This window comes from Sphingomonas sp. GW821-FHT12D09, from assembly GCF_058807215.1.
Genome location: NZ_JBXAQL010000004.1, coordinates 83,500 through 95,787 on the forward strand (window position 1 = coordinate 83,500; position 12,288 = coordinate 95,787).

At 66.8% G+C, this 12,288-nt stretch carries 11 protein-coding genes; 9 read left to right on the top strand and 2 right to left on the bottom strand.

Annotated features, from left to right (window positions below):
* Positions 1-60: 60 nt before the first annotated feature.
* Positions 61-1,554 (top strand): DEAD/DEAH box helicase, encoded by a 1,494-nt coding sequence (locus AC1RPL_RS17590; protein ID WP_493071137.1) that lies wholly within the window; start codon positions 61-63, stop codon positions 1,552-1,554.
* Between the two features lie 151 nt (positions 1,555-1,705).
* Here the strand turns inward: AC1RPL_RS17590 and AC1RPL_RS17595 are convergent, their stop codons facing one another.
* Complete coding sequence (locus tag AC1RPL_RS17595; protein ID WP_493071138.1) at positions 1,706-2,617, bottom strand: hypothetical protein; 912 nt, start codon at positions 2,615-2,617, stop codon at positions 1,706-1,708.
* A gap of 286 nt (positions 2,618-2,903) precedes the next feature.
* Between AC1RPL_RS17595 and AC1RPL_RS17600 the strand changes: the two genes are divergently transcribed.
* The 6 genes from AC1RPL_RS17600 (at position 2,904) to AC1RPL_RS17625 (ending at position 8,547) form a co-directional block, all read left to right on the top strand.
* Complete coding sequence (locus tag AC1RPL_RS17600; RefSeq protein WP_493071140.1) at positions 2,904-3,458, top strand: F0F1 ATP synthase subunit delta; 555 nt, start codon at positions 2,904-2,906, stop codon at positions 3,456-3,458.
* 10 nt (positions 3,459-3,468) lie between these two features.
* A complete protein-coding gene (gene atpA, locus AC1RPL_RS17605) occupies positions 3,469-4,998 on the top strand; it encodes a F0F1 ATP synthase subunit alpha (protein WP_493071142.1) in 1,530 nt (509 codons plus the stop codon).
* Between the two features lie 105 nt (positions 4,999-5,103).
* Positions 5,104-5,994 (top strand): F0F1 ATP synthase subunit gamma, encoded by an 891-nt coding sequence (locus AC1RPL_RS17610; protein WP_493071144.1) that lies wholly within the window; start codon positions 5,104-5,106, stop codon positions 5,992-5,994.
* Positions 5,994-6,635, top strand: coding sequence for a hypothetical protein (locus tag AC1RPL_RS17615; RefSeq protein ID WP_493071146.1), 642 nt, complete (start codon positions 5,994-5,996; stop codon positions 6,633-6,635). The genes AC1RPL_RS17610 and AC1RPL_RS17615 overlap by 1 nt, the downstream gene beginning before the upstream one ends.
* A gap of 1 nt (position 6,636) precedes the next feature.
* Entirely contained in the window at positions 6,637-8,166 is a 1,530-nt protein-coding gene (gene atpD, locus AC1RPL_RS17620; protein WP_493071148.1) for a F0F1 ATP synthase subunit beta, read from the top strand.
* 126 nt (positions 8,167-8,292) lie between these two features.
* Positions 8,293-8,547, top strand: coding sequence for an ATP synthase F1 subunit epsilon (locus AC1RPL_RS17625; protein ID WP_116840035.1), 255 nt, complete (start codon positions 8,293-8,295; stop codon positions 8,545-8,547).
* Between the two features lie 103 nt (positions 8,548-8,650).
* Here AC1RPL_RS17625 and AC1RPL_RS17630 read toward each other — a convergent pair whose 3' ends face one another.
* Entirely contained in the window at positions 8,651-9,067 is a 417-nt protein-coding gene (locus AC1RPL_RS17630) for a DUF6265 family protein (RefSeq protein WP_493071150.1), read from the bottom strand.
* Between the two features lie 112 nt (positions 9,068-9,179).
* On the opposite strand from AC1RPL_RS17630, the gene AC1RPL_RS17635 reads away from it, so the two are divergent.
* A complete protein-coding gene (locus AC1RPL_RS17635; RefSeq protein WP_493071152.1) occupies positions 9,180-10,667 on the top strand; it encodes a hypothetical protein in 1,488 nt (495 codons plus the stop codon).
* Between the two features lie 52 nt (positions 10,668-10,719).
* Positions 10,720-12,282 carry a TadA family conjugal transfer-associated ATPase gene (locus AC1RPL_RS17640; protein WP_493071154.1) on the top strand — a complete coding sequence of 521 codons (1,563 nt, stop codon included), beginning with the start codon at positions 10,720-10,722 and terminating at the stop codon, positions 12,280-12,282.
* The last annotated feature ends 6 nt before the right edge of the window (positions 12,283-12,288 follow it).

Sequence of the window (12,288 nt, forward strand, 5' to 3'; positions counted from 1 at the left end):
TGACCCCGCCTTGCGCCTGGATTCCGTCCGGTGCGCGCGGCCGCATGTACAGGACACATAATGCAATTCAAGGAACTCGGTCTCTCGGAGACCGTTCTCGCCGCGCTTGCCGTCAAGGGCTATACCGAGGCGACGCCGATCCAGGAAAAGTCGATCCCGGCGCTGCTCGAAGGCCGCGACCTGCTCGGCATCGCCCAGACCGGCACCGGCAAGACCGCCGCTTTCATGCTCCCCTCGATCGATCGCCTGGTCGCATCCGGCAAGCGCGCCCAGCCGCGTGGCTGCCGCATGCTGGTGCTCGCGCCGACGCGTGAGCTCGCCAGCCAGATCGCCGACAATGCCCGCCATTATGCCAAGGGCACCAAGCTGAGCGTCGCCACCGTGTTCGGCGGCACTTCGATCCACAAGAACAAGACCGATCTCGCCAAGGGCGTCGACATCGTCGTCGCCACGCCGGGCCGCCTCGTCGACCTGATCGACCAATGCTACGCGATCCTGCTCGGCATCGAGATCCTGGTGCTCGACGAAGCCGACCAGATGATGGACCTGGGCTTCATCCACGCCCTCAAGCGCATCGTCCGCGAGCTGCCCTCGAAGCGCCAGACGCTGTTCTTCTCGGCGACCATGCCGAAGACGATCCGCGAGCTCGCCGGCCAGTTCATCAAGGACCCCGTCGAAGTGAAGGTCACGCCCGAGGCGACCACTGCGGAGCGCGTCGACCAGAGCGTCACCTTCGTCCGCCAGGACGAGAAGCAGGCGCTGCTGACGATCATGCTCCAGAACACCGAGATCGATCGCGCGCTGGTCTTCAGCCGCACCAAGCACGGTGCCGACCGGATCGTCCGCCTGCTCGCGGGCAATGGCGTCGCATCCAACGCGATCCATGGCAACAAGAGCCAGCCGCAGCGCGAGCGCGCGCTGGGCGAGTTCCGCGCGGGCAAGGTGAAGATCCTGGTCGCGACCGACATCGCGGCGCGCGGCATCGACGTGTCGGGCGTCAGCCACGTCTTCAACTTCGAGCTGCCCAACGTGGCGGACCAGTATGTCCACCGCATCGGCCGCACCGCGCGCGCCGGCGCCACCGGCATCGCGATCAGCTTCTGCGCCGACGACGAGCGTCCGTACCTGCGCGACATCGAGCGGCTGATCCGCCAGAAGCTCACCGTGGTGCCGCTGCCCGAGGATTTCCTGGCCGCGGCTTCGAAGATCAAGACGACCCGCGTCAACGTGCCGGAAAGCCGCGATCAGCAGGCCGGCAATCGCGGCCGCGAGATGCAGCGCGACGGCCGCCGTCCCGGCCAGCCGCAGCGCGGCCGACCTGGCCAGCGTGAGGATCGTCCGCGTGGCGACCAGCCGCGCCGCGACGGCGGGCACGCCCCGCGTCCGGAAGCTGCCGGTGCAGCCGCAGGCGAGCCGCGTCCGCGCCGCTTCGATGCGCCCGCAGGCGAGCAGCCCCGCAACTATGCGCGCCCGAAGCGCAAGTGGCAGCCCCGTCCCACCAATGGCGGTCAGCGCCAGGGTGGCCAGGGCCAGGGCGGCGGCCGCAGCCGGTGACTTCCAGGTCCCTCCTCCCAAGGGGACCAAGCGTGGATCAGAGAAGGTCGGGCTCGATGCCCGGCCTTTTCTTTTTGCGGAGAGGTTGCAAGCTCGCCAGCGCTCAACCCACCCCCCGACCCCTCCCTTGCAGGGAGGGGAGAAGTATACCTTACCGCCGCCGCGCGCGGATCGCGGCATCCTCACGGCCGGCGATCAGCCGGATCGCGCGGTCCGCGCCTTCGCCGCCCTCGCGCGCGCCCGCGCGCTGCGCGGCATGATAGAGGTCCAGCGCCCTGGCATAGTCTCCGGCCTGCTCGGCGCAGAGGCCCAGGTTGAAGATGAGCGAAGGATTGTGGGGTACTTCCGCCGCCATGGTCGCCCAGCCGGCACAGGCCCCGCGCACGTCGCGCTTGGTGAGCTTCACCAGGTCCTTGAATCGCTGCGCCTGCTCCTTGCTCAGCCCCTTGTCGCTTTCGCGCACGCGGATCGCATAGGTCGAGCGAGTCGGCGCGATGTCGGCGCGCACCGAATAGCCCAGGCTGCGCACGGCGTCGGCGATCACCTCCCCGACCGGGCCGGGTGCGCTCTGCCCTTCGCACCAACTGTAATCTTGGGTGAAGGGCTTGGTCGCCGAATAGACGATCCGCCCGTCGCGGTTGCGCACCAGGCGCAGGTCCGCCTGCACGTTGACCGTGCGGCGGCGGCAGCGCAGCTCGACATATTCCTCGCGGATGCACTTCTTCTGGTTGGCGCTGTCCTTCTCGACGCAGCGCTTCTCGTTCTTCTTGAACGGACGCTCGTCGACGCCGGTGGCAATGCCCCCGCTGAGCGAGCCCTGCGCCCGCGTCTGACCGGCCTGGCCGCCCAGCAGGTCGAAATGCGTACCCTGCAGACCCTGCTCGATCGCCCGCTCGAGCGCCGCACCGTCCTGCCCGTCGATCCGGTCGATCGAGATCGAGCGCAGCAGGCTCGCCTCGCGGTTCGGAGCAGCGAATTCGCCGGTGATCTCAAGAACCTCGGCGCGCGCGATGCCCGCCGCCAGCGCGGCGATTCCGATCGCCGCGACAATGCGCTTCTTCATGTCCCCATTCCCCCAACAAGAACGACGGCCGTTCGTTTACCATATGAAACGATTCGGTACATGTCCGCGCAACACGGCCGCAACACCCTTGCAACGCGTGCGCGCGTGTTACGCGCGCGTGAGGGGGAATGGGACTCGGGTTGCATCCCCGTGACACCGATGCTAGTCGCGCGCCAACCCATAGGGGGCCGCAAGGGCACCCATCAAAGTTATACTTTGATGGGACCGAAGCTGGCCCCCAATTCATATGGGGCGAAACCCGAACCTCCGAGAGGAACCGAAACGCGTGGAGAATTCCGCCGGTATCCAGGCAAGCCTAAGCGGACGCTACGCTACCGCCCTGTTCCAGCTCGCCCGTGATTCGAAGACCCTGGCCCAGGTCGAGCAAAGCCTCGCCACGGTTGCCCAGGCGCTTGCCGAATCGGCCGACTTCAAGGCGCTGACGACCAGCCCGCTCGTGGCCCGCGGCGCTGCCGCCAACGCCGTCGCCGGTGTCGCCAAGAGCCTCGAGCTCGACGCGACTACCGCGAACTTCCTCGGCGTGCTCGCGCAGAACCGTCGGCTGAGCCAGCTGCCGGCCGTGATCCGCGCCTTCCGCCAGCTCGCCGCCGCGCACCGCGGCGAGACGACGGCGGAAGTCACCTCGGCCCATCCGCTTTCCGACGCCCAGGTCGATGCGCTCAAGCAGCAGCTGCGCACGCGTATCGGCCGCGACGTTTCCATCGACCTTTCGGTCGATCCCTCGCTCCTTGGCGGGCTGGTCGTGAAGATCGGCAGCCAGATGATCGACAGCTCGATCAAGACCCGACTCAATTCCCTCGCGCACGCGATGAAAGGCTGAAGGCTAAGACATGGATATCCGCGCCGCAGAAATCTCGAAGGTCATCAAGGACCAGATCGCCAATTTCGGCTCCGAGGCCCAGGTCTCCGAGACCGGCCAGGTGCTCAGCGTCGGTGACGGCATCGCGCGCATTCACGGCCTCGACAATGTCCAGGCCGGCGAGATGGTCGAGTTCGCCAACGGCATCCAGGGCATGGCGCTCAACCTCGAGGCCGACAATGTCGGCGTCGTGATCTTCGGCTCGGATGCCGAGATCAAGGAAGGCGATGTCGTCAAGCGCACCGGCACCATCGTGGACGTTCCGGTCGGCAAGGGCCTGCTCGGCCGCGTCGTGGACGGCCTCGGCAACCCGATCGACGGCAAGGGCCCGATCGTCGCCGAGAAGCGCTCGCGCGTGGAAGTCAAGGCACCGGGCATCATCCCGCGCCAGTCGGTAAGCGAGCCAATGCAGTCGGGCCTAAAGGCGATCGACGCGCTCGTTCCCGTCGGCCGTGGCCAGCGCGAGCTGATCATCGGCGATCGCCAGACCGGCAAGTCGGCCGTCGCGATCGACACCTTCATCAACCAAAAGGCGGTCAACGCCGGCTCGGACGAGAGCAAGAAGCTCTACTGCGTCTATGTCGCCGTCGGCCAGAAGCGCTCGACCGTCGCCCAGCTGGTGCGCACGCTCGAAGAGAATGGCGCGATGGAATATTCCATCGTCGTCGCGGCCACCGCTTCGGAGCCGGCTCCGCTGCAGTTCCTCGCGCCCTACACCGGCACCGCGATGGGCGAGTATTTCCGTGACAACGGCATGCACGCGCTGATCGTGTTCGACGATCTGTCGAAGCAGGCCGTCGCCTATCGCCAGATGTCGCTGCTGCTGCGCCGCCCACCGGGCCGCGAAGCCTATCCGGGCGACGTGTTCTATCTCCACAGCCGCCTGCTCGAGCGCGCCGCCAAGATGTCGGATGCGAACGGCGGTGGTTCGCTGACGGCATTGCCGATCATCGAGACGCAGGCGGGCGACGTGTCGGCCTACATCCCGACGAACGTGATCTCGATCACCGACGGGCAGATCTTCCTCGAGACGGACCTGTTCTTCGCGGGCATCCGCCCGGCGATCAACGTCGGCCTGTCGGTGAGCCGCGTCGGCTCGGCCGCGCAGACCAAGGCGATGAAGAAGGTGTCGGGCTCGATCAAGCTCGAGCTCGCCCAGTATCGCGAAATGGCTGCCTTCGCGCAGTTCGGCTCGGACCTCGACGCCTCGACCCAGAAGCTGCTGAACCGCGGCGCGCGCCTGACCGAGCTGCTCAAGCAGCCGCAGTTCTCGCCGCTGCCGTTCGAGGAGCAGACCGTGTCGATCTTCGCGGGCACCCAGGGCTTCTTGGACACCGTGCCGGTGCAGGACGTCGTGCGCTACGAAGCGGCGATGCTCGCCGACATGCGTTCGAACCACGCTGCGATCCTGACCGCGATCCGCGATTCGAAGGATCTGAAGGACGACGTGCGCGACCAGCTCAAGGCTGCGCTCACCGAGTTCGCCAAGACGTTCGCGTAAATTCAACCGTCACCCCGGCGAAAGCCGGGGCCCAGAGTCGCAAGCGACTCGCTGCGTAACCCTGGGTCCCGGCTTTCGCCGGGATGACGAAAAAGGAAGAAAGCGTTGGCCTCTCTCAAGGCACTCAAGATCCGGATCAACTCGGTCAAGTCGACCCAGAAGATCACCAAGGCGATGAAGATGGTCGCCGCCGCCAAGCTGCGCCGTGCGCAGGAGGCAGCCGAGGCCGGGCGCCCCTATGCCCAGCGCCTCGAGGCCGTCGTCGCCAGCCTCGCCTCGAAGGTGACGCTGAGCGAGAGCTCGCCCAAGCTGCTCGCCGGCACCGGTAAGGATGACGTGCACCTGCTCGTCGTCGCCACGTCGGACAAGGGCCTGGCCGGTGCGTTCAACACCAACATCGCCCGCCTCGCCCGCCGCCATGCGGAGAGCCTGATCGCGCAGGGCAAGACGGTGAAGATTTACACGATCGGCCGCAAGGGCCGCGCGCCGCTCAACCGCCTGTTTCCCAAGAACCTAGTCCACGGCATCGAGCCGGGCGATCTAGGCAAGCTGACCTTCGCCGATGCCCGCGGCTATGCCGACGACCTGATCGCCCGCTACGAAGCCGGCGAATATGACGTGGCGACCCTGTTCTACGCGCACTTCAAGTCGGTGCTGACCCAGGAGCCGACCGCGCAGCAGATCGTGCCGATCGCGCCGACGTCGGTTCCCGCCGAGACGCAGGCGAGCCAGGCTGCCCCGGCCGCCGTCACGTATGAGCCGGACGAGGAATCGATCCTCGCCGACCTGCTGCCGCGCAACGTCGCGATCCAGCTGTTCCGTGCGATGCGCGAGAACGCGGCGTCGGAGCAGGGTTCGAAGATGACTGCGATGGACAACGCCACGCGCAACGCTGGCGACCTGATCAAGAAGCTCAACACGATCTACAATCGTCAGCGCCAGGCCGCGATCACGACCGAGCTGGTCGAGATCATCTCGGGCGCCGAGGCACTCTGATGCGGTTTGCCGCGCCCCTCCTGCTGACCGTGGCCGCGGCCCCGCTCGCGGGCTGCGGGCGTGCGCATGATCCGAACCTGAACGAGGAACAGGCCGCCGCTGCCGACCAGCGCGCGCCGGACCCTGAAAAGGTCATGTCCGAGCGCTGGGCGCAGATGTTCGGTCATCCCAAGGCGGTCGTCGCTGCGGCGAACGACTTTCCGCCCTTCAAGATCGATGGCTTCAAGCCCGAGAAGAACGGCTTCGCTGCCCGCGGCGAGGCCTTCTACCCGGAAAAGCCTGGCGCAATCTCGATCCGGTCGGGCTTCGAAGCGACCGCCGCCGGTCCCGACAAGGTCGATTCGATCCGCTATACCTTCGACGTGACCCACAAGGGCAAGGTCGATCGCAGCGCCGCCGAGGTCTATCGCTATCCGATCCGGCTTGTGAACGGCTTCCTCGCCCGCTTCCAGGTCGGCCCTGGGGACGCGATCAACAACGCGCTGAGGCGCCGCGAATCGGCCAAGGCCGAGCTTCACGGCACTTCGATCGTCGTCGATGCCCAGCCGATTGCCGGCGGCGACGCCAAGGACCGCCACATCACCGTGACTTTCACCCGCACCGGGGCTAGTGCCCCCGCCAATCAGACCCAAGGAAAGTAAGATGGCCACCGCAGCCCCGACCGCAGAGAAGCCCGCGCGCAAGCCGCGCGCACCGAAGGCCGCCGCTGGTACGCCGGCGACCGGGCCGACGACGACCAACAATGTCGGTCGCATCAGCCAGGTGATCGGCGCCGTCGTCGACGTCGCCTTTGACGGCGGCACGCTGCCGGCGATCCTTTCGGCGCTCGAGACCGACAATAACGGCAACAAGCTCGTCCTCGAGGTCGCCCAGCACCTCGGCGAGAACACCGTCCGCACGATCGCCATGGACGCGACCGAGGGCCTGACCCGCGGCCAGACCGTGACCGACACCGGCGCGCAGATCTCGGTGCCGGTCGGCCCGGCGACGCTCGGCCGCATCCTCAACGTCATCGGCGAGCCGATCGACGAGCGCGGCCCGGTCGCCACCGACCTGCGCGCGCCGATCCACGCCGAGGCCCCGCTGTTCATCGACCAGTCGACCGAAAGCGCGATCCTGGTCACCGGGATCAAGGTCATCGATCTGCTCGCGCCCTATGCCAAGGGCGGCAAGATCGGCCTGTTCGGCGGCGCCGGCGTTGGCAAGACCGTGCTCATCCAGGAGCTGATCAACAACATCGCCAAGGGCCATGGCGGCACCTCGGTGTTCGCCGGCGTCGGCGAGCGTACGCGTGAGGGCAACGACCTCTATCACGAGTTCCTCGACGCAGGTGTCATCGCCAAGGATGCGGACGGCAATGCCCAGTCCGAGGGTTCGAAGGTCGCGCTGGTGTATGGCCAGATGAACGAGCCGCCGGGCGCCCGCGCCCGCGTCGCGCTGTCGGGCCTGACGATTGCCGAATATTTCCGCGACGTCGAAGGCCAGGACGTGCTGTTCTTCGTCGATAATATCTTCCGCTTCACCCAGGCGGGCGCGGAAGTGTCGGCACTGCTCGGCCGTATTCCTTCGGCCGTGGGCTATCAGCCGACCCTGTCGACCGACATGGGCGCGCTGCAGGAGCGCATCACCTCGACCAACAAGGGCTCGATCACTTCGGTGCAGGCCGTGTACGTTCCCGCCGACGATCTTACCGATCCGGCACCGGCGACTTCGTTCGCCCACTTGGACGCGACGACCGTGCTCAACCGCGCGATCTCCGAGCTCGGCATCTATCCGGCGGTGGATCCGCTCGATTCGACCAGCCGCGTTCTCGAGCCGCGCGTCGTCGGCCAGGAGCATTACGACACGGCCCGCGCCGTTCAGTCGACGCTCCAGAAGTACAAGTCGCTGCAGGACATCATCGCCATCCTCGGCATGGACGAGCTGAGCGAAGAAGATAAGCTGACCGTCTCGCGCGCGCGCAAGATCCAGCGCTTCCTCTCGCAGCCCTTCCACGTCGCCGAAGTGTTCACCGGCATCCCCGGTGCGTTCGTGCAGATCGAGGACACCATCAAGTCGTTCAAGGCGGTGGTGAACGGCGAATATGATCACCTGCCGGAAGCCGCCTTCTACATGGTCGGCGGCATCGACCAGGCGGTCGAGAAGGCCAAGAAGCTCGCCGGCGAGGCGTAAGACTGAACTACTCCCTCTCTCCGCTCGCGGGGAGAGGGCCGGGGAGAGGGGCCTGTAGTCAGGCGAACCGCTCTCCCCCTCTCCCCAGCCCTCTCCCCTGAAGGGGAGAGGGAGTAAGGTAAGAAAATGAGCCTGCACTTCGAACTCGTGACCCCCGAAAAGCTCCTCCGCTCGGAGGAAGTCCACATGGTCGTCGTCCCCGGCACCGAGGGCGATTTCGGCGTGCTCGAAGGCCATGCCCCGCTGATGTCGACGATCCGCGACGGCAATCTCGAAATCTACAAGGCCGGCGCCACCACGCCCGAGACGATCCGCATCGAAGGCGGTTTCGCCGAAGTGAACGAGAAGGGCCTGACGGTCCTCGCCGAAAAGGCCGGCTAGAAAGCCGGACATATGCCCTTCATCCCGGCGAAGGCCGGGACCCAGGGTTTCTCTGCCGTATAGCTTGCGGCCCTTGGCCCCGGCCTTCGCCCGGGGGCGACCATTAGTTCGCCACCCGCCGATAGGTCCACCGGATCGGCTTGCCGCCATCGGCCAGCGCAATCTCCGCCATCAGCATTTCGCCTTCGCGCCAGTAGCGGACGCGCTGCGGGTAATCATGCGCGGCGTTGACGAAGGTCAGGCTGCGCGGCGCGGGATCGGGGGCGGCCTGGAATTCAGCCGCCGCCTGGCCTGTGGGTTCGGCATGAAAGACGAAACCGGCGGTGCCCTGGACGATCCGCATCGTCTCGCGCTGCTCGCCCTTGGCGCTTGTGGTGACCGATATGCCCCGCATCGCATGATCCTCGGCCATCGGCTGCCAGGTCTCGCAGACCGTCCTGCCCTTCACGGCATCGGTGCACCAGGTGCCGACGAGCCAGCCGAGCGGCGCCTCCTGAGGCATTGCGATAAGCAACAGCATGGTTGCAATCATGGCCGATCCTACCTTCCCCGGCGCCGCTAAGGCCGTTGCTACCGGGCCTTAACCCTGTACGCATAATCTGGCCGTCCGACGACTGGGGGATTTGGAAAGCATGGGGAGGCTGGCCGGCGCAGGATCGTCGCTAGAGCGCACGCGCCTGGCCCAGTTCGCGCTGTTCCTGCTCGTCGCGCTTGTCGTCCGCTGTCCCGCATTCGGCGAGTGGAACTACGCCGTGGACGACCAGTATTTCGCGCTGGTCGGGCGCAGGCTGCTCGCCGGCGACCTGCTCTATGTCGATATCTGGGACCGCAAGCCGCCGCTGCTCTATCTGACCTATGCGGCGATCGCCTGGGTGAACGCGTCCACCCTCGTCTGGCAGCTCGTCGCCACGGTCTTCGCCGCGCTCGGCGCCTGGGGCACGGCGAGGATCGCCCGGCTGATCGCGCCCCTCCCGGCATCATTGATGGCTGGCATCGCCTATCTCGCGCTGCTCACCCGTTTCGGCGGTGGCAATGGCGAGGCGGCAGTGTTCTACAACCCGCTGATGCTGTTCGCCGCCTGGTCGATAGCCACCAGCGTGGATCGACTGCGCCGAGGCGAGCTGCCGCGCCGGGTGCTGCTCGGCATGTTCAGCGCCGGCTTGGCCATCGGCTTCAAGCAATCGGCGGCGTTCGAGGCGGTGTTCTTCGGGATCGCCGTGCTCGTCCTCCTCGGACGCGCCGGCCTCGGCAGGCGGGCCCCGGCGCTGGCTGCGATCGGCGCACTGCCGATGATCGCGATCGGCCTGACCTATTGCGCGATGGGGCACTTCCCCCAATTGTGGCAAGCGCTCGTCCTCTCCAACTTCGCCCGCGCCTATGATGCCGGCCGCCTCGCCCGCGGGCTTGCGCTGGCCGGGCTGCTCTGCCTGCCGCTCGCGCTGGCCGCAGCCGGTTATTGGTACGGCCGCGCCCGGCGGGATACACCGCTGCGCTTCCTGGCGTGCTGGGCGCTGGCGGCGATCGCCGGCGTGGCGATCTTCCCCGGCCTCTATCTCCATTACGCGCTGCCCTTGCTCGCCCCGCTGGCGATCCTCGCCGCGCCGTTCTTCGCCCGGCCCCGCATCGGCGCGATCGGCTTCGTGGCACTCGTCGCGCTCAATCTCGTCACGTCGGACATGTTCGCCCTCCAGGTCCGCGCAAAGGCCCGTCCGGCTGCTGCCGAACTTGTGCGCTATGTGCGCACGGCCACGCCCAGCCACAGGCTGCTGGTCTTCGGCATGCCCAGCTATCTCTACGCCGAGATCGGCGCCAGGCCGCCCAGCGTCCTGGCCTTTCCGGCGCATTTCTACGAAGGCGCCGAATCCGGCGCGAGCGGCATCGACGAAGTCACCGAATTGCGCCGCGTGCTGGGCACCGCGCCGGAAGCGATCGTCGTCCAGCAACCCCTTCCCGCCGCGCCGCTGAACGAAGCGAATGTCGCCCAGCTCGCCGACTATCTCCGCCGATGCGGCCAGGTCCGGTACTTCGGCGTTTACGATCACGAAGGTGAGAAGCGCTTGGGCGTCTACAGCCGCTGCATCCAGCCGGCGCCTGTCCCGATCGCCTCTCCGGTTAGGTAAATATCAAGCCTTCGTCGTTAAGGCTCTGGGTTCGAGGGGACATTGAGTTCTGATGAGCGCTTTCGGACGACGCAGTGGGATGAGTGGGGGCCAGGCCGGCAGGCCGGCGTTCGGCGTTGCGCGCCCGATGCAGGGCGGCGGACCGCTGCCCCGCCCGACCGATCCCGCACCGCTGGGCGGCGACCAGTTCCCGCCGATCAATTCCGTGCCGCTGCCCGGGCAGGGCGCCGGTCCCGATCCGATGGCCGAGCGCGACCCCAATGGGCCGAGTGCCGCGACCGGTGAAGCGCTCCAGCGCCTCGCCGATCGCCAGGCGACGTCGGGCGATGCCGGCAATTCGCGCGTCGAAGGCTTCGAGGCCTCGATCCACCGCATCAAGGAACAGGTGCTTCCGCGCCTGCTCGAGCGTGTCGACCCCGAGGCCGCGGCGACGCTGTCCAAGGATGAGCTCGCCGAGGAATTCCGCCCGATCATCGGCGAAGTGCTCGCCGAGTTGAAGCTCACGCTCAATCGCCGCGAACAGTTCGCGCTCGAAAAGGTGCTCGTCGACGAGTTGCTCGGCCTCGGGCCGCTCGAGGAGCTGCTCAGCGATCCGGCCATCTCGGACATCATGGTCAATGGCCCCGAGCAGACCTATATCGAGCGCAAGGGCAAGCTGGAACTCGCCAACATCCAGTTCCGCGACGAGGAGCACCTGTTCCAGATCGCACAGCGCATCTGTAATTCGGTCGGCCGCCGCGTCGACCAGACCACCCCGCTCGCCGACGCTCGCCTCAAGGACGGCAGCCGCGTCAATGTGATCGTGCCGCCGCTGTCGTTGCGTGGCACCGCGATCTCGATTCGTAAATTCTCGGCCAAGCCGATCACGCTCGACATGATGGCCCAAGGCGGGTCGATGTCGCAGAAGATGGCGACGATGCTGAAGATCGCCGGCGCCAGCCGCTTCAACGTCGTCATCTCGGGCGGTACCGGCTCGGGCAAGACGACGATGCTCAACGCCCTGTCGAAGATGATCGACCCGGGCGAGCGCGTGCTGACGATCGAGGACGCGGCCGAACTCCGCCTGCAGCAGCCGCACTGGCTGCCGCTCGAAACCCGCCCGCCGAACCTCGAAGGCCAGGGCGAGATCACCATCCGCGACCTGGTCAAGAACGCGCTGCGTATGCGCCCGGACCGGATCATCCTGGGCGAAATTCGTGGATCCGAGTGCTTCGACATGCTCTCGGCGATGAACACCGGCCATGACGGCTCGATGTGTACGCTCCACTCCAACTCTCCGCGCGAGGCGCTCGCTCGTATGGAGAACATGGTGATGATGTCGGACATCAAGGTGCCGAAGGAAGCGATCTCGCGCCAGATCGCCGATTCGGTCGACCTGATCATCCAGGTGAAGCGCCTGCGCGACGGTTCGCGCCGCGTGACCAACGTCACCGAGGTGATCGGCATGGAAGGCCCGGTGATCGTCACCCAGGAGCTGTTCAAGTTCGAGTATCTCGACGAGAGCGCCGACGGCAAGATCATCGGCGAGTATCGCTCGATGGGCCTGCGCCCGTATACGCTCGACAAGGCCAAGCAGTACGGCTTCGACCAGGCGCTTCTCGAGGCGTGCCTCTGATCGCCT